Here is a 25,943-nt window from a genome sequence, read left to right on the forward strand (position 1 = left end):
GTAAATTAAGGTTATTTTTTGGGTTTATTTTGTAACTTTTGGTTGCGTTTTAGTTTTAGATATTATAAGGTAATGATAGAACAATTCAAGCGCTTACAGGTGCCGAATCTAGCGTTTCCTAGCAAAAATATTGGGAGGGGATTATATGTATCACTTGGATTTCAAGTCTGATAGACCCATAGATCTTATCGGAGTTGGAAGACTTTGCATTGACTTAAACGCGGATCAATTTAATCGTCCGATGGAAGAAACAAAGTCTTTTACAAAATACGTTGGAGGATCACCCGCGAACATTACCATTGGAGCAGGAAGACTGGGACTGAAGCCGGGTTTTATCGGCAAGGTATCTGATGACCAGATGGGACGATTCATCGTCAACTACTTGGAGAATGAACAAATCGATACGGCCAATATTGCAGTTGACCAGACGGGAGCGGTCACCGGGCTTGCTTTTACAGAGATTAAGAGTCCTGAAGATTGCAGCATCCTGATGTATCGGGATAATGTCGCTGATTTAAAGCTGAGTACAGATGACGTTTCGGAGGATTACATCAAAAGTGCCAAAGCCCTCCATATTTCCGGTACAGCCTTGTCAGCCAGCCCGTCCCGCGAAGCGGTGTTCCTTTCGCTCGAATACGCAAGAAAGCATGATGTCGTCGTTATCTTTGATTTGGATTACCGGCCATACAGTTGGAACAATGACAAGGAAACAGCCACCTATTATAACCTTGCCGCAGAAAAATGCGATGTCATCATCGGTACCCGGGATGAGTTCAATATGATGGAGCAGTTTGAAAAAGAGCAGAAGAACGATGAAGAGACGGCATCCAAATGGTTCAGCCACAAAGCAGAAATCGTCGTTATTAAGCATGGTTCCAAAGGTTCCTATGCTTATACGAAAGATGGCAGTACTTATACGAGCGGAACGTTTAAAACAAAAGTGCTTAAAACATTCGGGGCCGGCGATTCTTATGCATCTGCTTTTATCTACGGTTTGTTTAACCAATGGGATCTTTCCAAAGCTATGGAATACGGCAGCGCATCAGCGGCGATTGTGATTTCCAAGCACAGCTGTTCGGAAGCGATGCCGACTTCCGATGAAATTGACCAGTTTATGGCCACTGCAACCATCCAATCTTAAGGAGGCATTTACATGAGTAAAGTCATTAACGAGGTAAAAACATTAAAAAATTATGTGGGCGGAGAATGGATCGAACCAAAAAGCGATCAGACTCAGGAGGTCTATAATCCAGCGACTGGTGAAGTCATTGCTCACGTCCCTATCTCTTCACAGGAAGATGTGGACCATGCCGTGACCGTCGCCCAGGAGGCTTTTCAAGAATGGAAAGAGGTAGCTGTGCCAAAGCGTGCCCGCATTTTATTCAAATACCAGCAGCTTCTCGTCGACCATTGGGATGAACTTGCTGAACTGATTACGATAGAAAACGGCAAAAACTTGAAAGAAGCGAAGGGAGAAGTCCAGCGCGGGATTGAAAATGTTGAATTTGCCTGCGGCGCTCCTACGCTCATGATGGGCGATCAGCTGCCGTCGATTGCCACCGGTCTGGAATCTTCAGTCCAGCGCTATCCAATTGGCGTCATCGGCGGGATCACTCCCTTTAACTTTCCAATGATGGTTCCTTGCTGGATGTACCCGATGGCGATCGCAACTGGCAACACCTTTGTGATGAAACCGTCTGAGCGTACGCCGCTTTTGGCTAACCGCCTAGCTGAGCTGCTGGAGGAAGCAGGATTGCCGAAAGGGGTATTCAACATTGTTCATGGAGCTCACGATGTCGTGAACGGTTTGCTCGATCATGAAAAAGTTGCTGCGATTTCCTTCGTCGGCTCTCAACCTGTGGCAGAATATGTGTACAAACGCGGCACAGAAAACTTAAAGCGTGTCCAGGCGCTTGCAGGAGCCAAAAACCACTCCATCGTATTAAAAGATGCCAACCTTGATAATGCGACCACCCAAATCTTAAACGCTGCTTTTGGTTCAGCAGGAGAGCGCTGCATGGCCGCATCTGTTGTAGCTATCGAAGAATCGGCTGCTGATGAATTTATTACCCAGCTGAAGGAAAAAGCCGACGCGGTCAAAATGGGGAACGGGCTCGATGATGAGGTATTCTTAGGACCAGTGATTCGGGAGCAGCATAAAGAGCGCACGTTGAATTATATCGGCACTGGAGAAGAAGAAGGTGCAAAGCTTGTGCGTGACGGCAGGAATGACCAAACCGACAGCGAAGGCTACTTTGTCGGACCGACGATTTTTGACAACGTGACGACAGAAATGAAAATCTGGCAGGATGAAATTTTTGCGCCTGTATTGTCCATTGTCCGGGTAAGCAACCTGACAGAAGCGATTAACGTCACCAACGAATCACCTTTTGCCAACGGAGCCTGCATCTTCACGCGCGACGGAGGCAGTGTCCGGCAGTTCCGTGAAACCATAGATGCCGGCATGCTCGGTGTCAACATCGGTGTGCCTGCTCCAATGGCCTTCTTCCCGTTCTCAGGCTGGAAAAATTCTTTCTACGGTGATCTGCATGCGAACGGAAAAGACGGCGTGGAATTCTATACTCGTAAAAAAGTGATGACGACACGCTGGGTCTAACTTTTTCAAATCGAGAGGAAAGGAGCCTCGGCTTCTTTCCTTTTCTCATACATTAAAATGTAAGCGGTTAAGGGGTGAGCAATATGTTAAAGGAACAAAATGTAAAGCTCGGCATCTGTCCGATCGGCTGGACCAATGACGATATGCCTGAATTAGGAAGTGCGAATACTTTTGAACAGTGCGTCAGCGAGATGGCTCTTGCCGGATACACAGGCACAGAAGTCGGCAACAAATATCCGCGTGATACGAAGCAGTTAAGAAAAGCTCTTGAGCTTAGGAATATGGAAATTGCCAGTGCCTGGTTCAGCGCGTTTTTAACAACCGAACCTTACGAGAAAACGGAGGCAGCCTTTCTTGAGCATCGTGATTTTCTTTATGAAATGGGAGCTGAAGTAATCGTTGTCTCAGAGCAGGGGCAGAGCATCCAAAAAGAAAACGTGCCTTTATTTGAAGCGAAGCCGATATTTACTGAAGAAGAGTGGACGGCCCTTGCTGATGGTTTAAACCGCCTCGGAAAACGTGCTCGGGAAAAGGATATGGACATTGTCTTTCATCATCATATGGGTACGGGCGTCCAAACGACTGCAGAAGTCAACCGCCTGATGGAGATGACCGATGAGAAGCTCGTCTCGCTGCTCTATGACACCGGCCACCTTTACTTATCCGGGGAAGACCCCGTCGAAGTGCTGAAGACCCATCTTCCACGTATTAAGCACGTTCACTTGAAGGATGTGCGTGAAGACGTCGCCCGCCAAGTAAAAGTAGAACGAAGCACCTTTCTCGAAGGTGTAAGAAAAGGAATGTTCACTGTGCCAGGAAACGGGAGCATCGACTTCCTGCCCATCTTTGATACACTCGCTTCTTCCGAGTACCGGGGCTGGTTGCTTGTCGAAGCAGAACAGGATCCGGCGCTTGCCAACCCGCTTGAATACGCACTGATCGCACGGAATTATATTAGGGAGAAAGCGGGAGTTTAGTTATGCTTTTAAGTCTGTCGTTGATACTCACGAATCGCTTGCCGCGGGCACGGCCTCAGTTAACGTGGTCAAGAAGATCACTTGACCACGTGGATGTTCTGCTCGCGCTGAAGAAGCCGCATTGGATGATATTATTGTCCAATGCGGCTTCTTTTTGTATGCATAACTCAAAAAGTCAGCAGTTCTTCAGTTTCCACAGCCTCCAGGACACCTTTGATTAGGATGTGAACAAAAAGCGCACCGCATATCCGATCATTTTCACATATTCCTGAAATACCGTGCGATTTTCCTGTTTAGTAAGCCCGTCATCAGGGTTAAAGTACGAATCTGAAAACGCGTACGTCACATCGATATCGTCATAAATGGTGTTAAACGTGTACCTCGTCCTGCGGGAGTGGTAGTCACTTGTCACCACCACAGCTGATTTTAAGTGATGCTCATGCATAATTTTTCTTGCAAACAAGGCATTTTCATATGTGCTCGTTGCGTTAGGCTCTTCGAGTATGGCTTCCTTCGCGATCCCTTCTTTCATCGCAGCTTCTGGTGTGGTCGCGGGTTCTGTAGAATTAGTAAGAATGACTTTTTTACCGTATCCTTTGCTGTACAGCTGTGCAGCGAGTTCTAATCGGTCTTCACTTCCGCTCAAGAGGATAATGGCATCACTAGGCTTAGGGGACCCCTTGACTAGTAAAAAATTTGGCCCAAGGATGTATAATGTGGCCGTACATAGGATGACACTAAGCACGCAGACAGCGAAAAAACTGAGCAGAATTTTTTTGGTTTGTTTCATAGTGAGTGGCAATAGCAGAGATCCTTTCATCGATACTGCTTCTATTATATAGGAATTTTGTTAACAGGAGGAATTTGGAAGTTTATTCTTTTGTAAAACCGTTTTGTGAAATGTGAAAAAGGGAATATTTTACTAGAACGCTATAAAGAGGTGAGTAGAATGTTTTTAAGTGCAACAGGTCTTGAGAAATTAACCCTTTATGCAGAAGATGGGGAAATGGGAAAAGTCAAGGATCTTTACTTTGATGATCATGATTACACCGTGCGATATTTAACGATCGTATCGAAACGCTGGTTCCCTGATCAGGTGATTTACCTTTCTCCGTCCGCCATCAGCCGGGTTGATTTTGACGAAAAGAGAATTGAAGTCAATCATACCCGTAGTGAATTGCGGAATCGCGCCGGTGTTACGAAAGAGTCTGAAATGAGTCCGGAAAAGGAAGAGGAGCTTTCCGCTCACTTCAACTGGAGCAAATACTGGGCGGGAGAATTACTTTGGGGCGATTATCCTACCCCGGACATTCATTCGAATGCAGCCGTCCAGAGTCCAGGGATCACGGAAAGAAAATCACAGCTCCGCAGCATCAACCATATGAAAGGTGTGTTCAGCCATGCTCACGTAGTGGCTGACGATGGGGATGTCGGTTATATCCAGGACGTATTTATCGAAAAAGAAACGTGGCGGATTCGTTATTTCCTCACCAACTCTGGTAAATGGTCCACCCATACGTTTGCTCTTGTCTCCCCGGACTGGATTGATTTTGCTGATTGGAAAAAAGATAACCTGCAAGTCAACATGAGCCTTGAGGATATCGAAAGAGGTCCGCTGTATCGTAAAGGCGAAACGATGACACGTGATTTTGAAAAGAAATTATATGAAAGCTACGACAAGAAGCCTTATTGGGAGTAAGGAAGTCGGAGACCCTTCGCACGTGCGAAGGGTTTTTTGGTGTCCCGGAAACTGCTGGATCATTCAATTGAACATACTATCGACCAGGGTCGATCATTAAAATTAAACATCATTATACAAAATTTTTATAATTTTGTGTCATTCACATAAAACAAGGGTGCAAAGATTGTCGTTTGTACACGTTGTGCGCGCGTGGGTAGTCTCGTTATACTTTTAGTACAAAGGAATTTCCACCTGATATACTCACATGGGTTCAGAATATAGAGCAGGATGAAGGGGTGTGATGATCTTGGAAGCCATTAGTAAGAATTTCTTCTTATACCTTTCCAAAAATAAAGTGTTGGACCGCATGGCAAAGCGGTTTGGAACGAAGTTTGGGGCTGACAAGATTGTAGGCGGAGAGACATTCTCCCAGGCAATTCCGTTGATTGAGACACTGAACCATGAGGGGCTGCAGGTGACTGTGGACCATCTTGGCGAATTCGTAAATTCGAAGAAAGAAGCTCGGGAACGTGCTCAGGAATGTATAGAGACCATTCAGGCTATTTCCCACCATCAGTTGAATTCCGAAGTCTCATTAAAGTTGACTTCATTAGGGCTTGATATTGACGAAGAGCTCGTGATGGAAAATATGGAGCAGATTCTCGAGGAAGCGGAGAAGCTGGGAATCACAGTGACGATCGATATGGAGGATTCCTCCAGATGCGAACGAACTCTCGCAATCTATAAAGCTTTAAAGGAAAATTATCCAAATTTAGGTACCGTTATTCAATCGTACCTTTATAAGTCTGAAGAGTATGTGGACGAATTGGATCCGTACCGCCCATACTTACGGCTCGTCAAAGGAGCCTATAAAGAATCAGGCAAAGTCGCCTTTCAGGAAAAACAGAAGGTGGATGAGAACTTAAAAGGCCTGATTAAGAAAAATCTGTTGAACGGTCATTATACGGCGATTGCCAGTCATGATGACGCGATCCTTGATTACACGAAAAGACTGGTCAAGGAGCATGGCATTCCGAACGACCAGTTTGAGTTTCAAATGCTTTACGGCATGCGGAACCAAACGCAGCATGAGCTGTTGAAGGAAGGCTATACCGTTCGTGTCTATCTCCCGTACGGAGAAGACTGGTACGGCTATTTCATGAGACGGTTGGCAGAAAGACCCGCAAACATTGCTTTTGCAGTCAAAGGAATCTTTACGAAATAATTTTTTGAAGGGAGTTTTATTTCTATGGTAACCGCTTACAGACACGAACCATTTACAGACTTTTCTATTGAGGAAAACAAGAAGGCGTTTGAAGATGCACTAAAGCAGGTGAAGGATGAATTAGGTAAAAACCACGATCTGCTGGTCGGCGGGGAGCGCATCCGAACGGATAACCAAATTATTTCCACAAACCCGGCGAATACGAAAGAAGTCGTTGGCTCCGTATCGAAAGCCAATCAGGAAATTGCTGAAAAAGCCGTACAGGCTGCCTCCGATGCATTTGAAAGCTGGAGGAAATGGAATCCGGCAGCTCGCGCTGAAATTCTTTTCCGTGCTGCGAACATTGTACGCCGCAGAAAGCATGAGTTTTCTGCCTATCTCGTATATGAAGTCGGCAAGCCATGGAAGGAAGCAGACGCCGATACGGCAGAAGCGATCGATTTCATGGAATATTACGGCCGTCAGATGCTGGAACTGAAAGACGGCAAGCCGGTTGAAAGCCGTCCTGGTGAGCAAAACCGCTATATCTACCAGCCGACAGGCGTATCTGTGGTCATTCCTCCTTGGAACCTGGCTTTTGCCATCATGGCAGGTACGACCATTGCACCACTTGTTACAGGAAATACTGTCATTATGAAGCCGGCTAGTAACAGTCCGGTCATCGCAGCTAAGTTCGTAGAAGTACTTGAAGAAGCAGGCGTTCCAAAAGGCGTACTCAACTTCGTACCAGGAAGCGGCGGCGAAGTTGGAGATTACCTCGTCGATCATCCGAAAACGGCGCTGATTTCCTTTACTGGCTCCCGTGATGTAGGGAAACGCATAATGAAACGTGCCTCCGAGGTTCAGGAAGGTCAAAACCACTTGAAGCAAGTCATTGCAGAAATGGGCGGGAAGGATACGGTAGTCGTTGACAGCAATGCCAATCTGGAAACCGCAGCAGAAGCCATCGTCGTATCTGCCTTCGGTTTTTCCGGTCAAAAATGTTCTTCCGGCTCCCGGGCAGTCGTTCATGAAGATGTCTATGATGAACTGCTTGATATGGTTGCGAAACGCACGAAAGAGCTGACGGTCGGCAACGCTTCTGAAGGTAACGTCTATATGGGACCAGTCGTTGACCAAAGCGCGTATGACAAAATTATGAGCTATATCGAAATCGGAAAAGAGGAAGGACGTCTCGTTACCGGCGGAAAAGGCGATGATTCCAAAGGTTATTTCATCGACCCGACCATTTTTGCCGACCTTGATCCGAAATCCCGCATGCAGCAGGAAGAAATCTTCGGTCCAGTCGTTTGCTTTACAAAAGCGAAAAACTTTGATGAAGCGATCGAAATTGCCAACAATACAGAATACGGCTTAACGGGTGCTGTGATTTCCAACAACCGCGAGCATCTGGAAATTGCGAAAACCGATTTCCACGTTGGGAACCTGTATTTTAACCGTAACTGTACTGGTGCGATCGTCGGATACCAGCCGTTTGGCGGCTTCAAGATGTCAGGTACCGACTCCAAAGCCGGTGGACCGGATTATCTAGCGCTCCACATGCAGGCGAAAACCATTTCCGAAAAGTTTTAATCAACCTGGAAGCTCTCCTTAATAAGGGGAGCTTCTTTTTTTTTATTCCATATATCGCTATAATATGAGATAAATAGCTGATTTTTGGAAAGGTATGGGTTTTTATGGAAGTGAAAGAGCTGATTCTCCAAGTCGAAGACATTCATAAAGCAACCGAGCTGATAAGTTCAAAACTGCAAAAGCCCGTCATCATTGAAAATAAAAACTTTGAGCTCGTCTCCTACAGCTCCTCAATGGAAGCTCTCGATCAAACCCAGCAGAAGACAATCCTATCGAAAAAGTGTCCGATTTTTATCATCGACCGCTTGAAAAAAGAAGGCATCGTGCAGAAGCTGGAAAAGGACTCCGATCCAATTCGTGTTCATCCTATCGAAGAGCTCGGCTTTCATCAGCGCGTTGTTATAGCGGCCAAGCATCTCGGCCACACGATGGGCTACGTATGGGTGCAGGAATCCGATGGCATTCTGAATGAAGAGGAGCTGCTATTTTTAGAAGAAATTACACCTCATCTCGGCAAGCTGATCTATGACCTGTACGAAAAAGTGAACGCGAAAGAAGGCCGCAGAGAAGAACTATTATGGAAGCTTCTGCACCATGAATACGGCAGCGAAAGACAGTTCCGCCATGAGGCCTCGCTTGCGAAACTCGCTTTGCCGGAGCGCTTTTCGGTTGTTATTTTTTCAGTTACTGCACCGCAGTATAAATACATGCTTGATTACTTGGAAAAAACCGTTCAGGCGTTTTTTGCGAAAAAACAAATGCACTACTTAAAAACCGAATTCCAAATGATCATCGTTCTGCACGGAGAACCGGGTGAGCAGAATTCCTCAACGGAGCTCGCCCGGGGTTTAATTGAAGAAGTGAAGCAGGAAACCGGTGAAGAAAATTTTTACAACTATTTAATTGGTGTCGGCAAGGAATATACGACGTTAATCCAGACGCGGAAAAGCTTTCTTGAAGCGCTCGAAGTCATCGAAATCGCCAACTTCATCACGCCGCGACCGGAAACGATGCCCCGCGAATTCAGAAAGCTCGGCATCTTCCGCTACCTGGCCGCCCTATATGAAAAAAACAGCTCTGAGGACTATTACAGCGACGATCTGCTGCGGCTGATTCAAAACGATACCGAGAAGCAGACCGATCTGCTCCGGACACTCGAAATTTATTTAGCAAACAACGGCAAAGGCAAGCAGACCGCAAACGAGCTGTTCATCCATCCGAACACGCTTAATTACCGGATTAAGCAGATTCAGGAGCTGACAAGCATCGATTTCAGCGATTTTAACATGAAAAGTTACTTGTACACCGAGCTGCTGCTGCTGAATAATGTGGAAGCCTATTACCAGCGCTATAAAGATGTTCTGTAAGCCGAGATGAGTCTCGGCTTTTTGTTTTATTGGAAGAGTTGGGGGTTAGCTGAGAGGCGGGATTCGGTGGGAAAAGCAGTGGAGTAGATGGGGAGCTGAATTCGACGGATAGAGTTGTGATTTAGTTGAGAGGCTGGAATTCATCGAAAGCAGCTGTAGTTCAGGGGGAAGACGGGAATTCAGCGAAAATAGTGGTGGAACGAGAGGAATGTCTGGATTCAGTGACAATAGTGTTGTGTCGAGAGGAAGGTCTGGATTCAGCGACAATAGTGTTGAGTCGAGAGGAAGGTCTGGATTCAGCGGAAATCATGATAATTAAGCGGAAAATTAGATAATTCATCGAAAATCATGATAATCCGGCGAAAACAGAAATTTTTCAGCGGAAATAGGAATTTTTCATCGAAAATGAGAATTATTCAGCGATCGCTTAATTATCGTAACGCAGTCGATACTTTCTTCCTTTCGTAACTCCGGATTTCTCCACCTCCAAAGAACTGAGCAGCCGCTTTGCTGTATGGGAAGATTCGAGGCGGAGAAACCTGCGCATAGAGGCATTGGTGATTTCCGGCCCGAATAATAACGCATAATCCTTTAAGGAGGCTAAATGAGCGTGTTTTGAGTTTTTAGAACAGGAAGGGCAGACCCAGCGGGCATGCTTTCGTATTAGTGGAAGATAACTGCACTTTTCACAGTAGACACCAGCCTTTATATCTTTTGGCGACAGTTTCAGTTGATCGATAGTACTTAGCGGTTTGGCAGTGTGGTTTTTCAAAATTAACGTGGAAATCTTGTTCATATCCTTCTTGTTAAGCGTATTTGGAGCTGAGTCAAACTCCTTCAATTTTTCAGGAAGATTATCTGTACGGACGACCTTATTCAAGTGAGGGTCATTAGAGGAAATGATAGAATGAGGGTGGCTGCTTGCGACTAAACAGTGAATCGGAAGCTCCGGAAGGGAGAAGTTTTTCATCCAACAATTGAGGTGAGAGCGATGCCGCTCCACTTGTACAATCGGGTTAGAAAAAGCTTCTTGATCATCATTCACTTTACGAACCAATTGGTTGAATCTTTGGTCAAAATGAATTTCCCCGGCAATATTTTTAACTTCGATGATCATCAGCCATTTTGGTGATAGAATAAGAGTATCCATTTGGAAAAAATGGCCATCAATCTTGAGTCGCAGGTCGTGGAAGATGAAGTAGTCAGCGGGGAGAAAACTGAGCGGATAACCGAGGGAGAGTTCGCCTTTATAGCCGGCAAGCTGCCGGACCAGTTTTGCCTCAACCTCCTGCATTTTAGGATGATCAGGCCGGAGCCTTCGTTTAAGCACCTGAAGCTGCTGGATTTCCAGCGGGAACTGCCTGTCTTTTATTATCATGACGTCACACCTTTCAGCCATTTATTTAGACATAGAGCATCATTATTCCTGCATAAAGGAGTGGATAAAGTGAGTAAAGTTGAAAAATGGGGAGAAGATTTGGCCATCCGCCTGCCTGAGGAGATTTTAAAAGAATTAGGCGTGAAGGAAGGCGATCACGTTTATCTCAGCGTTCGGGGAAAGGACATGGAAATAGCTGCAAAAAGGAAAAAGTATAGCGTTGAAGAGCTTGTCTCCAGAATCACTGAAGAAAATAAACATGAGGAAATCGACTGGGGTAAGCCGGAAGGGAAAGAGTTCTGGTAGATGATGCGCCAACCAAACGTTTTAAAACGCGTGGTTGGCGTTTTAATTCGGCGGAAGCAGAAATAATCCGGCGATTTTTGTGATAATTCAGCAGAAGCAGGAATAATCCAGCGATTTTTGCGATAATTCAGCGGAAACAGAAATAATTTGGCGTTTTTCACGATAATTCAGCGGAAACAGAAATAATTCAGCGCTTTTCGCAATAAATAAGCGAAAGCAGGAATAATTCAGCGAACCTGACGCCAAAACCCGTCGCCAAACCCCGCCAGACCCCGCCCAAACTAAGCCCAGCCCACAACCACCAAAAAACCTCAGCCCTTTCTCTGCATCTCCAGCAAATACTCGAACACTTGCGGCTCCGCGGGATCCTCGTAACCGAACGCTTCAGCAACAGCGCGCCCGGTAATTGTAAACAGCTCGCCCATCGCGAGCAAGGCTGTCCAGTTTTCGTCGTAATCGGCACCTGCGTATGTAGAAGTGTACTTTGTCCACTTCTCCTCATCCAAATACCGCTCAAAGTATTTTCCGGCACTTCCGACGTTCACACTGAAGTCTGTTTCGACGCCAATGTACCAGGTGACCATTCGTTTTAACATTTGCCGGACGGGACCTTCCATCGCTGCTTTGGCAAAAGGGATCTCTTTCCGGCACAGGCCTTTTGCAACATATGTACTCACCCACCAAAATTCGTTGGCGCTGGCAGCGATTTCATCAGCGCTTGGTTTCTTAATCAAGTAATCGGTATCTGTCGGGTCGGGCAGGACTGGAAGCCTCCCATCCTTATCAAGCAGCACGCTGCTTAGGCTGTCGAATTGCTCTGGCGCATCAGTCTTAAGCGTCAAGTCGATGCGGTTGCCGTCTTTATACTGCATTAAGTAAGCAAAGCGGTCGGGATCAGTTTTGTCCTGTTCGTAGAGCTGCATTTGATCAGGCATCTGCATAATGAGCCGCTCACCGAAGACGTCGACCCAGGAGTGGTCGGCGGTAAAGGAAGAGATATCTTTTACAAAATAGACGATATCGTAATCCTGGAATTCGTCTTTTACGGCATTGGCATTCACTCGCGATCCGTTCATCATGACTGCCCGAATTCGCGGGTCCTCGGCAGCTGTAGTCAAAATTAAATCCATCATTTCCTGTTCGGTTCTCAAAATTATTCCTCCCCGTATTTTACGTAGGTTCCGGCAATAAAATCGTGGATCGCCCGCTTGTCTTCACGGAGACCGACCATAAATGCACTTACGATTACACCAATTCCAAGTGTTGCTACATAGGCGAGACCCCGACAATGACGCGGAGGAGCATCGTGACGAACGTGACGTTTTCCCCGGATGTTTTAACGATCCGGATCCCGAAAATCCGTTTGCCAATCACGTACCCCCGCCAGAATACTGGAGTGAGCAATAGGTAAAGAAAGCTGATCAAATCGGTGAAGTTCGTATCTTGCATATAAAATTCCCCATAAACGAGTAAAGTGATGAATCCTAGAATAATTCCGACAATGATAGAGTCGACCAGGTTTGCAAAAAAACGCACGCCAAATCCTGCTGGGCGTTCTAGTACCATAAAATCATCCTTTCATCCGTCATCCTTTCAAGCTTACTAAAAAATAGAAAACATTGCGAAAATTAGTACGATGCACTTGCACTTTACGTTAACGGCAATGGTAAACTGAAAACAGGAGTGTATGATAAGGGAGGAGTGAGGGTGAAAACTATTGCCGAATCAGCCGAAGAGTTTGGCGTTTCCCAGCGGACGATCCGTTATTATGAAGAGATTGGACTGCTGCATCCGGAACGGACAGCCGCGAATAAACGACTGTATTCCAAAGCAGAAATGGCGAAGCTCAAGCTGATTTTCCGCGGCAAGCGGTACGGCTTTTCACTGGAGGAAATTAAGGAAATGGTGCTGCTGTTTGATCAGGATCGTACCGGAAAAAAGCAGCTTGAGGTCACGGTCGATTACGGGAGAAAACGAATTGCAGAAATCGAAGCGACGATTGCTGAGTTTCAGGAAATGAAACAGGAAATGGAAGCATTACTCACCCAGTTTGAAAATAAACTAAACCAATTTGAAGGGGAGAAGGCTCATGAATAGTTCTCAGCTGTTGGAACGCAATGCCAGAAAGTACCCATCTCGTGAAGCGGTTGTCAGTCAGAAAGAACGTCTGACCTATGAACAGCTTGATCGTCTTGTCAATCAATTTGGAAGCGCTGTCAAAGAAGCAGGGATCCAGCGTGGTGATAAAGTGGCGTTATTTGTACCGAATGTAACGGAATTTGTTGTCGCTTATTTTGCTATGCAGCGTTTAGGGGCGGTCGTCGTGCCAATCAATGTGAAATTGGCGCTTCCGGAAGTCGAGCACATCTTGAAGCATTCTGAAGCAAAAGCGTTAATCGCGCACCAAATGGTTTTTCATACGGTAAAAATGACGAGCTTTTCAGGATTAAAAATCAAAACAGGACCGGAAGCGCCTGGGTGGATGGACTTCAATGCCTTGCTTAATTCCGGAGACCCTGATCCGATATTTTGTGGCTGTACAGAAGATGATGAATCAACGATCCTTTATACTTCAGGTACGACAGGAGATCCTAAAGGCGTGCTGTTCAGCTATCGTAATATTTTGACGGTGGCTTCGATGATCTGTATAGAAATGGAAGTCAAGCCGGAGAGCCGGATTCTCCTTATGATGCCTCTCAGCCATTCCGCTCCGCTTCATTTATTTCTCATGGCCGGCATGATGGTGGGGTCAACGTTAGTGCTGACGCCTGCTTTTACCCCGGAATTATTGATCAACACGGTGGAAGAGGAGCGGACAACGCATTTCTTTGGTGCACCTGTCGCTTATTTAGCTACACTAACTCACCCGCGCCTCAAAGAAGCGGACTTGTCTTCGATGAAATGGTGGGTGTATGGAGGCGCGCCGTTGTCTGAAAACGAGGTGCGCCAAGTGAAACAGGCATTTCAGACCGATCAGCTCGTCTGTGTGTACGGGCTGACCGAAGCGGGGCCGAGCGGAACACTGCTGCTTGGAGACGAGCATGACCAAAAGGCAGGAAGCATCGGGAAACGGGGCGCTCAAGGCACCGAGATCCGCCTTGTCGACGATAACGGGGAAGATGTTCCACAAGGGGAAATCGGTGAAATAGTTCTGAGAGGCGAAGGAAATATGCTTGGGTATTACCGAAACGAAGCAGCGACAAACGCCGTTTACTTAGGAGAATGGTTGAAAACCGGGGACCTTGCCAAGCAGGATGAAGAGGGTTATTTTTTTATCGTCGATCGTAAGAAGGATGTCATTATTACCGGCGGGGTTAATGTGTATCCGAAAGAAATCGAGGAGGCGCTCCTGCAATTTGGCATCAAAGAAGCTGCAGTGATCGGTGTCCCCCACCCGGAATGGGGCGAAACGGTTAAAGCGATTTTTGCTGCGGATGGGAAGGTTGAGGAATCAGAGCTGCGAGCATTTCTTGAAGAGCGGCTCGCCAAATTCAAAGTACCTCGTATGTATGAGCAGGTGGATGCCCTGCCGCGAAACGCCTCGGGAAAAATATTGAAACAGCCGCTGCGCGAAGGGAGCAAAGTGTAATGAAAGTACTGCAGGAAAAACAGTCGGACCGAACAAATTTTTTCAAAAATGACGAGACACTGCACCGGATATTAAAAGAGCGCTTAAGCGGAACGTTTCTTGATTTTGCTGAAAAGCAGCTGGAAGAGTTCGGTGAACGCTGTGCGAATGAGATTGATGAGCGGGCTAAGCACACGGATCGCAGCGGTCAGCCGAGGCTGGATCGCTATGATAAGTTTGGTGAAGAAGTCTCAGAAGTCTGGGTGAACGAAGGGTATAAACAAACGGTTGAGGAAACGTACCGCAGCGGAATCGTCGGCTATGTGCATAAGCCGATTCCGGCGCTCGGACATAAAGGCAGCTACACGTACAGTTATGCCCAGGGCTATTTACTCTCACAGGCTGAGCCGGGTTTTTACTGCCCCGTGACTTTAACGATGGCAACCGCTTATTTATTAGATCACTATGCGGATGATGAACTAAAAAATCGGTTCCTGCCACACGTCTGCTCTACTGGGGAAACACCATTGTATGAAGGGGCCACCTTTTTAACCGAACGCCAGGGAGGGTCTGATGTTGGTGCTAATGTCGTAAAGGCAGTCAAAGACGGGGATCATTACCGGCTGTACGGTGAAAAGTATTTTGCCTCCAACGCCGGAATGTGCGGAGTCGCAATGGTGCTTGCCAGAATCGATGAGGAAAAGAAGGGATCGCGGGGCCTGACCTTATTTGCGGTGCCCTGGCGCAAAGAGGATGGCCAGTTAAATGGACTGAGGATCCGGCGGTTAAAGGATAAACTCGGCGTCCGAGCTGTTCCGTCAGCTGAAGTAGAGTTTGATGGTGCCGCTGCTTATGTGGTCGGCGAAAAGAGCCGCGGCTTCTATTATATGATGGAAGCACTTAACCTTTCACGGGTGTGCAATGCGGTCGCTTCGATCGGCATTATGCGCCGTGCGCTCGCTGAATCAGAAGAATACGCAGAACGAAGAGAAGCGTTCGGTAAACGGCTCACCACTTATCCCATGGTCCAGGATACATTAGGAAAATTGAAAGCGAAGCTTCATGCGGAGACCGCCACGCTGTTTGATTCCATTCAGCTGTTTGAAAAAGTTACGAGCGGTACCGCTACTGCTGAGGAGGAAATATTAAACCGGCTGTTCATTGCGGTTTTGAAAAAAGAAACGGCCGAACAGGCGATTCACTTTTCCCATGAAGCCATCGAAATGCATGGCGGAAACGGGTATATTGAGGATTTTGTCACTCCGCGGCTGCTGCGTGATGCCCAGGTACTCACTGTTTGGGAAGGAACCGCGAACATCCTCGGTCTTGAACTCGTCAGGCTTGTGAATAAATATGAGGCTCATTATTTGTTTATCAGCGAAATGGAACACCGGCTCGGACAGATCGCTGACTCCGCCCTGAAGGCAGCAGCAGTAAAACAGATGACCATTCTCCGTGACGAGCTGCTCGCCTTCGCTGATTTTGAAGAAGCCTTGCAGACCTTTGAAGCGAAACAGCTCGCCGAAAAAATGGCTCTGATGTACGAAAGCATCGTCGCTGTTGAATGGGCCGGCAAATATGGCGGGAAGTTTGAGAAGCTTGCCGAGATTTATTTGGAAACGACATGGAAGCTCCGGCCATCAGGCGGGCAGATGAAAACGGTAGAGTATTACGAGGATATCAAAGGTTGAGTCAAGGAGTTCTGTGTCACTGCTGTTTCCGATGAGATAAGCCTCCTAAATCCTTCTGTTTCTGCATAAATTGTAGAAGACAAGGGGGAGGGAGCCATGAGCAAAGGGTTAGCGGTCTTTGTTTTCGTTATTCTGCTTGCAGGAGGCATCACCGTCGCCATTCTTTTCCTTACTAATCCCAGCTACCAGGCAAAACAGGCCGTAGAAAAGTTCTATAATTATGAGCAAAAAGCGGAATTCGCAGACTCGTGGTCGATGTTAAATTCACGGGTGCAGAAAAAGTTCACGAAAAATCAATACATTCAGGAGCGGTCGGATGTCATTTTAAAGCACTTTGGCGGTGAGGATTTCTCTTATGAAATCAAGCATCGAAAAAAGCTGAAGAACTGGAGCATGGAGCAAGGGGCAAAGCCGATTGCTACTGTTTATTCAATGAATGTTGTGCAGACGTATCACGGACAATTTGGAAATTTTACGATGTATCAGGATGTATTTGCGGCGAAAGAGGAGGGAAAATGGACCATTCTTTGGAATTATAATAAGTAACTGTTTTTTTAGGAGGAGCCTGCTATGCAGTTAGAGCAACATTACCATTTTCAATCCCATACCTCTATAGACGAAAATCTGACGCGGCAGATACGTGAGCTCGAACTAACGATGCTCAACCATGATCAGTTTGAGACGGAGCTGTACTTAGCTGAAAATCTAAATTTCGACCGTTTGCTGCCGTGGGTGTTCACAATTCATGAAAACAGCAGGCTTATCGCTGTACTCCAGCTGTTTATTCCGACACGTACAGAGATTGAGCTCATGGGTTTCACCCATCCTGATTATCGAAGTCGAGGTTTATTCCGTTCGTTGCAGACTTATGCACTGAACGTCTGGAAAAACCATAAAATTCCGTCGCTGCTCTATTTAGTTAACGGAAAATCGAGAAGCGGCGAGGATTTTGCTGTCAGGCAGAATGGCTATTATGAGTTTACGGAATACTTTATGAAGTGGGTCCAGCCAGAACCGTTCTCGATTCCTGTAAATGGACGATTAACGATGCGGTCGGCCCAAGGGGAGGACCTGGATCTCCTGACCGATTTAAATCACGAAACGTTTGGCTTGGCGCTTGAGGATGCGAAAACTTTTTCAAAAGCGTCCATCGAAAGTGAACAGCGCTATACCTTTTTATTTGACGTAAACAAGGAAGCTGTAGGAATGGGATCGATTGCGATCGAAAACGAACTGATTTCCATTTACGGCGTCGGTATTCTCCCGGCCCATCAAGGAAAAGGCTTAGGAAAAGAACTGATGTATCTGCTGCTTGAAAAAGCGCAAACGTTGCCTGCTAAGCAGATTTCCCTTGAGGTGAACAGCGAAAATTTCCGGGCTTTTCAGCTTTATAAGCAGCTTGGTTTTGAAGTCACTTATTCAACCGATTACTTTCGAAAGACCTTGTGAAAATAAAGAGACCAGCATACAGCCTCTCAAGGCTGACTGGTCTCTTTTTCTTGGAAATATTCAAAGGCAGATAAGTTTAACGTCTTCACACCGTAGTAACTTTTCAAAGCAATCATGGCTCCGCCAAGGGAGCACGCTTCTTTCCCGAGTGAGGAAGAGACAATCTGGTCATAATGGTTCATACGCGAGGTCAATCGTTTTTTTACTTCCTCAAGCAGCTCCTGGTTCATATGAAGAAATTGGCTGTTTAAAATGATCATCTGCGGATTAAAAATATTGATCACGTTATTAATGCCGATGGCTAAATAATCAAGGAACTGCCTGATGAACTCAGGAAACTCTTCACGGATGTAGCTAAAATCCAGCTCTTCAATTTCATCTACTTTCACACCGGCAGCGTTCAGCTGCTTCAGCAGGGACTTCTCCGATGTATAAAGCTCCCAGCAGCCGAGATTTCCGCAGGCACACGGCAGGCCGTTCGGCTCGACGATCATATGGCCCAGTTCGCCCGCAAATCCTTGAAACCCTCGGTAAATTCTGTGATCCTCAACGATTCCGAGCCCAATTCCTGAATACATCGTAATGGAAAATAAATCAGAAATAGGATAGTTGTAGACCTTTTCGGCATACACGCTTAAATTGGCGTTGTTATCAATAGAGACAGGTACGTGAAATTCACTTTCCATTGCTGCTTGTAAATTGATTTCCATGCGCTCCTGTTTTGGTGTGAACACAATATGATTCTCGTTATCGACGATCCCGTGCACACCGATGCCTATTCCAGCTAATCCAACCGGGGTATAACGTTTGCTGTATTCGTCCACAACTTCTCGAATAATTTCAATCAGCCGCTGTTCGGATTGAGCCATTGAGGCTTCATCGATCGTGAAACGCTTGGTGAGGATCGGTTTACCTAATAGATTTGTCACTTGGACTTGTGTTTGAGGAAAGTCGAGATCAATACCGATCGTAAAACCGGCTTCCTCGTTCATTTGCAGGAGAATCGCCTTTCTTCCACCTCTGGAAACATCAGAATGGTGCTCGATCACCAGCTTGTCCTCCATCATTTGATTGATTTGTGCCGACACTGTAGAACGGTTCAATCCGGTTAGTCGGGACAGCTCTATTCTTGAAATCGACCGGTGTTCTATCATTTTTTCTATTAAAATTCGTTTGTTTAAAGCCTTGATGTAAGTGGCGTCTCCTGTACTCATTTGAAACCCCTTTCAAAAAACGCTTGAATTTTAGATTGGTAGCTTTTATTATATAACTAACGGTTTGTTGTGTAAACAAACAAAGTTTTTGGAAGCGTCATCACGATTAGCTTAGAAGGGAGAGGAAACAAATGAAAAGATTTTTGTTAGGCCTGCTGGTTTTAAGCTTCAGTATCGTTCTATTAACGGGGTGCGGGAATTCATCCGGAGGGGAATCCGGCGGCTCAAAGCAGCTGAAGCTTGCCCACAATTTAAGTGAGGATCACCCGGTTAATAAAGCGCTTGAAAAGTTTGCGGAGGAAGTCAAAGAGAAAACGAATGGAGAAGTAACAGTCAAAATTTATCCTAACGGTGTGTTAGGAAGTGAAAAGGAAGTGCTCGAACAGCTGCAAAGCGGAGCAGTCGATATGACGAAGGTAAGCGCAGGAGCGCTTGAGAGTTTTTCAAAAGAATATTCCGTATTTTCACTTCCATATATATTCGAAAGCAAGGATCACTACCGTAAAGTGATGGAGTCCGATGTTGTTAAAGATATCTATCAATCTACGAAAGATAAAGGATTTATAGGGCTTACTTATTTTGACTCCGGGGCACGCAGTTTTTATACAAAAGATACCCCGATTAAAACACCTGACGATTTAAAAGGGCTGAAAATTCGTGTTATGGACAGCCCGACTGCCATTGAGATGGTCAAGCTTATGGGAGGTACTCCGACTCCGATGCCTTATGGAGAAATTTATACAGCGCTTCAGCAAGGTGTTGTAGACGGAGCAGAAAGTAACCCGACCGCTCTGACGACAGGGAAGCATGGAGAAGTTGCAAAAGCTTTCTCTAAAAATGAACATACGATGATTCCTGATATCGCTGTGATCAGTCAAAAAACGTGGGATGGCTTGACGGAAGATCAACAAAAAGCCTTTGAAGAAGCAGCTGCGGATGCGACCAAATACCATACTGAAATTTGGAATAAAGCCATTGATGATGCTGTTAAAGAGGCAGAAGATATGGGTGTGAAATTCTATGATGTTGATAAACAGCCGTTTATTGATGCGGTACAGCCGATGTATAAAGAGTTTAAGAAAGATAAGGATATTGCCAAAATCATTGATGAGATTAAGAGTATGAAATAACTGTAAGGGGGGTGCCCGCTCCGGGTGCCTCTTGGTTATTTTTCACGAAGCGTTCGTATGGTATGCTGACGCGGTCCGTATTTGCAAGTTTCTCTGCCTTTTCTTAATGTAGAGCATTCACCAGGAGGGAGATCCGCATGGTTGATAGAATGAAACTGGTCCTTGACCGAACTGTTTTAGGAATTACTTCCGTCTTTACTGTCATCTTGTTTCTCGGGGCCATCTGGCAGGTGGCAAGCCGTTATTTGTTCAATGCGCCGAGTACGTTCACGGGTGAACTGCTGCGTTTCCTGCTCGTTTGGACAGCGATCTTAGGAGCGGCTTATGCGTTTGGTTCAAACCAGCATTTAGCCATTACTTTCTTGAAGAATAAGTTTAAAGGAAAAAGCCGGCTCAGTGTCCGGATTATTAACGATTTATTTATTCTTGCCTTTGCTGTATTAGTCATGGTCAAAGGTGGGATGGAGGTCGTACAGACAACCATGTCACAGACCACACCGATTTTGAACATGCCGATGGGACTTGTGTATGCCATCCTGCCGATTAGCGGCGTCATCATCATTATTTATAAGCTTCTCCTTATGAAAGAATATAAAGAGGAAATGGCCGGCAGAGAGGAGGAAAACTGATGGATACAGTCTTACAAGCCTCCTTGCTGTTGTTTGGGGTGTTCTTTCTCCTGCTTGCGATCGGGGTTCCGATTTCTGTCGGGATAGGGGTATCCTCCTTTATCACGGCTTTAACGGTCGTACCGATGGACATTGCTGTTTTTACCGCAGCGCAGAAAATGGTCCAGGGGATTAACAGCTTTGCCCTGCTTGCCGTGATCTTTTTTATTTTATCCGGAAGTATTATGAACAACGGGGGGATTGCTATCCGGCTGATTAATTTAGCTAAGTTAATCGGCGGACGTCTCCCAGGTTCGCTTGCGCATACAAATGTCGTAGGAAACATGCTGTTTGGATCGATATCAGGCTCTGCCGTAGCAGCAGCTGCTGCAATTGGAAGAGTCATGACACCGCTGCAAGCGAAGGAAGGCTATGATCGTTCTTATTCAGCGGCGGTCAACATTGCCTCTTCCCCTGCGGGATTGTTGATTCCTCCTAGCGGCGTCTTAATCCTTTACTCCCTCGTCAGTGGTGGAACGTCTATTTCTGCATTATTTATGGCAGGGTATCTGCCGGGGATTCTCATGGGAGTCGCTGTGATGACCGTCGCCTTTTTTATAGCCAAACGGCAGTCGTACCCGGTCGCAGAAAGGCCGACTTTTTCTCAAGGAATGAAAATCTTTTTAGATGCCATTCCAAGTCTTTTGCTGATTGTCATCGTCATTGGCGGGATTGTAGCTGGTATTTTTACAGCTACGGAAGGTGCGGCGGTAGCTGTACTTTATTCAATTATCCTTGCTGCGATTTACCGGGAAATAAAGCTTGCGGATATTCCGGGAATCCTTCTTGAAACAATCGTTATGACCGGGATTGTATTGTTTTTGGTCGGAGCTTCTTCGATCATGTCCTGGGTGATGGCTTTTACTGGGATTCCAGCAGCCATTAGTGGTCTCTTGCTGCAGGCTTCCACGAACCCCATTATCATTCTGCTCATCATGAATATTATCCTGCTGATTGTCGGGACGTTTATGGATTTGACCCCGGCCGTTTTGATCTTTACACCGATTTTTCTACCGATTGCCACCCAGCTTGGCATGGATCCTGTTCACTTCGGTATCGTGCTTGTGTTCAACTTATGTATCGGAATTATGACTCCGCCAGTTGGAAGTGCGTTATTTGTCGGCTGTAGTGTTGCAGACGTCTCGATCGAGTCCGTTCTGCCGCCGCTGGTCAAAATGTTTGCCGCTTTAATTGTCATGCTTATGCTCGTCACCTATATTCCTTGGTTCAGTCTCGCGCTGCCAAGATTATTCGGATTAATGTAACTGGAAAGGAGGCGGACCTTTGATTACGACTATTCGATTTACTTTAGATAGAATAAACGATAATGAATTGATATTTAAAGGGGAAGAACAGCAAGTCCATCTCTATATTTTAGAGGAAGGGCTTTTCCGGGTTTACAGCCGCTTTGATGAACTCTATTCCCAAAGGAAGACATGGGCGGTAGCGCCGGGTATGACGGATGTTCCATTTGAAGGAAGAGACCGATTTGATTTGACTCCTTTTCATCTGCCCGCCTACGAAGTCAAGGAAGAGAAAGAAAAGGTTCACATCTGGACAAACAGCTTGAAAGCTACGGTCCACTTAAATGGATTTTTCATCGATTGGTACACAAAGCGCGGTTCTGACTGGGTCAAAATCGCCGGTGATCGGAAAACGCAAAGCTATAATTTTAACAAGCAGCTCGGCGACGGCGTCTATCATTATATGGAGCGTACACCTGAAGAGCGCTACTACGGTCTCGGTGAAAAAAGCGGCGAGATGAACCGTCATCACAAGCGTTACCAAATGAGGACGATTGACGCGATGGGGTATGATGCCGAGCGGACGGATCCTTTGTATAAATTCATTCCGTTTTATCTCGTCCATTCGCAGGAAACTTCCACATCCTACGGGATCTACTATGACAATTATGCGGACAGTGTCTTTGATATGGGGGCAGAGCTTGATAACTACCATGGGCTGTACCGGTATTATCAGTCCAAAAAAGGCGACCTTGATTATTACTTTATGCTTGGCCCATCGATCAGTGACGTCGTAAAAACTTACACGTGGCTGACAGGAAAGATGATTTTCCCTCCTAAGTGGAGTCTCGGCTACTCAGGATCGACGATGACTTATACGGATGCTCCTGATGCCCAGGAACAGTTGAAAAAATTCGTAGAAGCCTGTAAGCAATTCGATATCCCTTGTGATTCATTTCAGTTGTCTTCCGGGTACACCTCTAAAGGGGATAAACGATACGTATTTAACTGGAATACTTCCAAAGTTCCAGACCCTGTTGGCATGAATGAACATTTTCATGAACACGGTATAGCCGTTTGTGCCAATATTAAGCCCGTTCTTTTGGATGATCATCCCTTCTATAAGGAGGCGGCTGAACGGGGCTTGTTTATTAAGGACCATTCCGGGATTCACCCGGAAATCTCTCAGTTCTGGGATGCCTTGGGTTCTTATCTTGATTTTACGAATAGAGACACCATTACGTGGTGGAAGGAAAAAGTAAAAGAGACGCTGCTTGATTACGGCATTGACTCCACCTGGAATGATAACAATGAATATGAAGTATGGGATGACCGGGCGGTCGCGGATGGTTTCGGTGATCCACTGCCGTTGTCTTATCTGAAACCGATTCAAACGCTGCTGATGATGAAGGCTTCCTACGATGCTCAAAAGGAGCATGCACCGGAAAAGCGGCCTTACTTAATTTCCCGATCAGGCGGTCCTGGACTACAGCGCTACGTACAGACGTGGTCCGGAGATAATTTTACGGAATGGAAAACCATTCGGTACAATTTGAAAATGGGGCTGAGCTTAAGCTTGTCCGGCGTTTATAATTTCGGCCATGATGTCGGCGGGTTTGCCGGCAAGGCTCCAGAACCTGAATTATTTATCCGCTGGATTCAAAATGGGATTTTTCACCCGAGGTTTACAATCCATTCCTGGAATGAAGATCAGACGGTAAACGTTCCGTGGATGTATCCTGACCACGTAGAGGAGATTCGTCACTGGATGAAGGAACGGGTCAAGTGGATTCCTTATTTGTACCATTTGCTCCACGAAGCTCATGTGAATAACGAGCCGATGCTAACACCAACCTTTTATCATTTTGAACAGGATGAAAAGACCTTTGAGGAAAATGATGAATTCATGGTTGGGCGCAGCTTATTAATCGCGAATGTCATGGACAAAGGACAGACGAAACGAACGGTTTATCTTCCTGATCATGCAGGCGGCTGGTATGATATCAATGCCTCCGAATGGTACGCAGGTGGAGAAGAAGTAACCGTCGATGCCCCGCTTTCCAAGGTGCCGATGTTTGCGCAGGCAGGATCCGTCTTTCCGATTTGTGATGGGGACATCTCCTTCGAGCATAACAGTGATCAGTCGCGTGGCCTGCTTGTGTTTCCAAGACGCGGAGATGGTGAAGTAGAGCAGTCCTTTTATGAAGATGATGGCGAAACGCTTGAATACCAGGAGAACCACTGCAGCTGGATCACGGTCAAAACCATTACGACAGAAGAGCAGGTAGACGTTCAAGTAAAGGTAGAGGGAGAGTATCCACTTTCTTATGAAACGATTTCCGTGTATTTTCCAGAGACGGAGAAAAGACTTATCCAAGTGAATCAGCAGCCTCTAGATGGAAAATCCATTCAATTGAGTATGAACGATAGGACTAGAGGAGGAAAATAATGACTGCATTTATTACCGATGATTTTTTGCTCACGAATGATCTTGCACGCGAGCTTTATCACGATTATGCGAAAGACCTGCCGATTATCGATTTTCACAACCACTTGCCTCCCGAAGAAATTGCCAATAATGATTCATTTGGTACGATTACGGATGTGTGGCTTGGAGGAGACCACTATAAATGGCGTTTAATGCGGGCCAACGGCATCGATGAACATTATATTACCGGCGGTGCGAACCATTGGGAGAAGTTCGAAGCATGGGCGGAAACGGTTCCGAATACATTAGGCAACCCACTTTTTCACTGGACACAAATGGAGCTGAAACGATATTTTGATATTGACGAAATTCTTACTAAGGAAAATGCAGCGCGCATTTACGAGACGGCAAACGAGGAGCTCAAGCAGAGTTATATGCTTCCACGCAGTCTGTTGATTAATAACCACGTGGAATTTGTCGGCACAACGGATGACCCTGCCGATTCGCTGACTCACCATGCGGATCTCGCCAAGGATGAATTTCCGGTTACCGTTGCCCCTTCATTCAGACCTGATAAAGCTCTTGATATTACGAGCGAGTATTTTCTGGACTGGGTGCACAAGCTCGGGAAAGTAACGAACAAAGATATTTCCTCTTTTCCTCTGTTTATTGATGCACTGTCAGGACGGATCGACTATTTTGCAGCTCATGGCTGTAAGGCTTCGGATCACGGGATCAGCCGGATGTTTTTTGCCGAGGCGACAGAGGAAGATGCTGCTTCCATTTTTCAAAAACGACTGGATGATGAGCCGTTAACGAAGCATGAGGTGGAGCAGTTCCAGACGTATGCGCTGAAGTTCCTCGCCGAAAGATATTGCCAAAAAGGCTGGGTGATGCAGTTTCATCTCGGCCCGATGCGTAACAACAATACGCGGATGCTGAAAGCCGCCGGCAAAGACAGCGGCTTCGATTCGATTGGGGATGAGCTTCTTGCCGAGCCGCTCTCACGCTTTCTGGATTCCTTGGATATGAATGAGCACCTGCCAAAGACAATCTTGTACTGTTTAAATCCTCGTGACAATTATATTTTGGCCACGATGGCCGGGAACTTTCAGGATTGCAGTGTGCCGGGAAAAGTTCAGTTCGGCCCTGCCTGGTGGTTTAACGATCACATTGACGGCATGGAGGACCAAATGAAAATCCTTGCTAATGTGGGGTTAATTAAGCACTTTGTCGGGATGTTAACAGACTCGCGATCTTTTCTGTCTTTTTCCCGTCACGAGTACTTCCGGCGCATTCTTTGCGATATGATGGGCCGGTGGGCAGTAAGCGGCAGAGTCCCGGCTGATACAGAATGGCTCGGCCGCTATGTGCAGGATATATCTTACTATAATGCACAGCGATATTTTAACTTATAGAAGGGAGTCA

General features: G+C 46.2%; 22 protein-coding genes and 1 pseudogene. 18 read left to right on the forward strand and 5 right to left on the reverse strand.

Annotated features, from left to right (window positions below):
- The first annotated feature begins 145 nt into the window (after positions 1 to 145).
- The 3 genes from iolC to iolE all read left to right on the forward strand — a co-directional run bounded on the left by iolC (position 146) and on the right by iolE (position 3,594).
- On the forward strand, positions 146 to 1,141 hold the full coding sequence (iolC, locus tag MUN89_RS06325; protein WP_244712337.1) for a 5-dehydro-2-deoxygluconokinase: 996 nt from the start codon (positions 146 to 148) through the stop codon (positions 1,139 to 1,141).
- A gap of 12 nt (positions 1,142 to 1,153) precedes the next feature.
- The gene (locus MUN89_RS06330; RefSeq protein ID WP_244712338.1) at positions 1,154 to 2,617 is read left to right on the forward strand and encodes a CoA-acylating methylmalonate-semialdehyde dehydrogenase; all 1,464 of its coding nucleotides are present in this window, start codon (positions 1,154 to 1,156) and stop codon (positions 2,615 to 2,617) included.
- 83 nt (positions 2,618 to 2,700) lie between these two features.
- Positions 2,701 to 3,594: a myo-inosose-2 dehydratase gene (gene iolE, locus MUN89_RS06335; RefSeq protein ID WP_244712340.1), complete on the forward strand. Its 894-nt coding sequence runs from the start codon at positions 2,701 to 2,703 to the stop codon at positions 3,592 to 3,594.
- Positions 3,595 to 3,811: 217 nt separating this feature from the next.
- Here iolE and MUN89_RS06340 read toward each other — a convergent pair whose 3' ends face one another.
- On the reverse strand, positions 3,812 to 4,384 hold the full coding sequence (locus MUN89_RS06340) for a YdcF family protein (RefSeq protein WP_244712342.1): 573 nt from the start codon (positions 4,382 to 4,384) through the stop codon (positions 3,812 to 3,814).
- 159 nt (positions 4,385 to 4,543) lie between these two features.
- Here MUN89_RS06340 and MUN89_RS06345 point away from each other — a divergent pair, with 159 nt between their 5' ends.
- The 4 genes from MUN89_RS06345 (at position 4,544) to MUN89_RS06360 (ending at position 9,439) form a co-directional block, all read left to right on the forward strand.
- Positions 4,544 to 5,293 (forward strand): PRC-barrel domain-containing protein, encoded by a 750-nt coding sequence (locus MUN89_RS06345; protein ID WP_244712343.1) that lies wholly within the window; start codon positions 4,544 to 4,546, stop codon positions 5,291 to 5,293.
- A 283-nt stretch (positions 5,294 to 5,576) separates the two neighbouring features.
- Entirely contained in the window at positions 5,577 to 6,500 is a 924-nt protein-coding gene (locus tag MUN89_RS06350) for a proline dehydrogenase family protein (protein WP_244713600.1), read from the forward strand.
- 24 nt (positions 6,501 to 6,524) lie between these two features.
- Positions 6,525 to 8,072: an L-glutamate gamma-semialdehyde dehydrogenase gene (gene pruA / locus MUN89_RS06355; protein WP_244712344.1), complete on the forward strand. Its 1,548-nt coding sequence runs from the start codon at positions 6,525 to 6,527 to the stop codon at positions 8,070 to 8,072.
- Positions 8,073 to 8,176: 104 nt separating this feature from the next.
- Positions 8,177 to 9,439 carry a PucR family transcriptional regulator gene (locus tag MUN89_RS06360; RefSeq protein ID WP_244712345.1) on the forward strand — a complete coding sequence of 421 codons (1,263 nt, stop codon included), beginning with the start codon at positions 8,177 to 8,179 and terminating at the stop codon, positions 9,437 to 9,439.
- 427 nt (positions 9,440 to 9,866) lie between these two features.
- On the opposite strand, the gene MUN89_RS06365 is transcribed toward MUN89_RS06360, so the two are convergent.
- Positions 9,867 to 10,838, reverse strand: a complete 972-nt coding sequence (locus tag MUN89_RS06365) for a nuclease-related domain-containing protein (RefSeq protein ID WP_244712346.1) — start codon at positions 10,836 to 10,838, stop codon at positions 9,867 to 9,869.
- Between the two features lie 48 nt (positions 10,839 to 10,886).
- Between MUN89_RS06365 and MUN89_RS06370 the strand changes: the two genes are divergently transcribed.
- The gene (locus MUN89_RS06370) at positions 10,887 to 11,123 is read left to right on the forward strand and encodes an AbrB/MazE/SpoVT family DNA-binding domain-containing protein (RefSeq protein ID WP_244712347.1); all 237 of its coding nucleotides are present in this window, start codon (positions 10,887 to 10,889) and stop codon (positions 11,121 to 11,123) included.
- Between the two features lie 311 nt (positions 11,124 to 11,434).
- On the opposite strand, the gene MUN89_RS06375 is transcribed toward MUN89_RS06370, so the two are convergent.
- Entirely contained in the window at positions 11,435 to 12,274 is an 840-nt protein-coding gene (locus MUN89_RS06375; protein WP_244712348.1) for an aminoglycoside 6-adenylyltransferase, read from the reverse strand.
- Between the two features lie 2 nt (positions 12,275 to 12,276).
- Positions 12,277 to 12,689 (reverse strand): annotated as a pseudogene (locus tag MUN89_RS06380) (RDD family protein).
- Positions 12,690 to 12,830: 141 nt separating this feature from the next.
- On the opposite strand from MUN89_RS06380, the gene MUN89_RS06385 reads away from it, so the two are divergent.
- From MUN89_RS06385 to MUN89_RS06405, 5 genes are all read left to right on the forward strand, one after another.
- The gene (locus MUN89_RS06385) at positions 12,831 to 13,220 is read left to right on the forward strand and encodes a MerR family transcriptional regulator (RefSeq protein WP_396266082.1); all 390 of its coding nucleotides are present in this window, start codon (positions 12,831 to 12,833) and stop codon (positions 13,218 to 13,220) included.
- Positions 13,213 to 14,712 carry a class I adenylate-forming enzyme family protein gene (locus tag MUN89_RS06390; protein WP_244712350.1) on the forward strand — a complete coding sequence of 500 codons (1,500 nt, stop codon included), beginning with the start codon at positions 13,213 to 13,215 and terminating at the stop codon, positions 14,710 to 14,712. Before MUN89_RS06385 ends, MUN89_RS06390 begins: the two co-directional genes overlap by 8 nt.
- Positions 14,712 to 16,382: an acyl-CoA dehydrogenase family protein gene (locus MUN89_RS06395; RefSeq protein WP_244712352.1), complete on the forward strand. Its 1,671-nt coding sequence runs from the start codon at positions 14,712 to 14,714 to the stop codon at positions 16,380 to 16,382. Before MUN89_RS06390 ends, MUN89_RS06395 begins: the two co-directional genes overlap by 1 nt.
- 96 nt (positions 16,383 to 16,478) lie before the next feature.
- On the forward strand, positions 16,479 to 16,928 hold the full coding sequence (locus MUN89_RS06400) for a hypothetical protein (RefSeq protein ID WP_244712353.1): 450 nt from the start codon (positions 16,479 to 16,481) through the stop codon (positions 16,926 to 16,928).
- A gap of 24 nt (positions 16,929 to 16,952) precedes the next feature.
- Complete coding sequence (locus tag MUN89_RS06405) at positions 16,953 to 17,831, forward strand: GNAT family N-acetyltransferase (RefSeq protein ID WP_244712355.1); 879 nt, start codon at positions 16,953 to 16,955, stop codon at positions 17,829 to 17,831.
- A gap of 26 nt (positions 17,832 to 17,857) precedes the next feature.
- Here MUN89_RS06405 and MUN89_RS06410 read toward each other — a convergent pair whose 3' ends face one another.
- A complete protein-coding gene (locus MUN89_RS06410; RefSeq protein WP_244712357.1) occupies positions 17,858 to 19,045 on the reverse strand; it encodes an ROK family transcriptional regulator in 1,188 nt (395 codons plus the stop codon).
- Positions 19,046 to 19,176: 131 nt separating this feature from the next.
- Between MUN89_RS06410 and MUN89_RS06415 the strand changes: the two genes are divergently transcribed.
- The 5 genes from MUN89_RS06415 (at position 19,177) to uxaC (ending at position 25,933) form a co-directional block, all read left to right on the forward strand.
- Positions 19,177 to 20,175, forward strand: coding sequence for a TRAP transporter substrate-binding protein (locus MUN89_RS06415; RefSeq protein ID WP_244712359.1), 999 nt, complete (start codon positions 19,177 to 19,179; stop codon positions 20,173 to 20,175).
- A 137-nt stretch (positions 20,176 to 20,312) separates the two neighbouring features.
- A complete protein-coding gene (locus MUN89_RS06420) occupies positions 20,313 to 20,804 on the forward strand; it encodes a TRAP transporter small permease (protein ID WP_244712360.1) in 492 nt (163 codons plus the stop codon).
- Entirely contained in the window at positions 20,804 to 22,108 is a 1,305-nt protein-coding gene (locus MUN89_RS06425) for a TRAP transporter large permease (RefSeq protein WP_244712361.1), read from the forward strand. The genes MUN89_RS06420 and MUN89_RS06425 overlap by 1 nt, the downstream gene beginning before the upstream one ends.
- Before the next feature lie 19 nt (positions 22,109 to 22,127).
- A complete protein-coding gene (locus tag MUN89_RS06430) occupies positions 22,128 to 24,536 on the forward strand; it encodes a glycoside hydrolase family 31 protein (RefSeq protein WP_244712362.1) in 2,409 nt (802 codons plus the stop codon).
- Positions 24,536 to 25,933 (forward strand): glucuronate isomerase, encoded by a 1,398-nt coding sequence (gene uxaC, locus MUN89_RS06435; RefSeq protein WP_244712363.1) that lies wholly within the window; start codon positions 24,536 to 24,538, stop codon positions 25,931 to 25,933. Before MUN89_RS06430 ends, uxaC begins: the two co-directional genes overlap by 1 nt.
- Positions 25,934 to 25,943 lie beyond the last annotated feature (10 nt).

It is taken from the genome of Halobacillus salinarum (assembly GCF_022919095.1).
GTDB lineage: Bacteria > Bacillota > Bacilli > Bacillales > Halobacillaceae > Halobacillus_B > Halobacillus_B salinarum.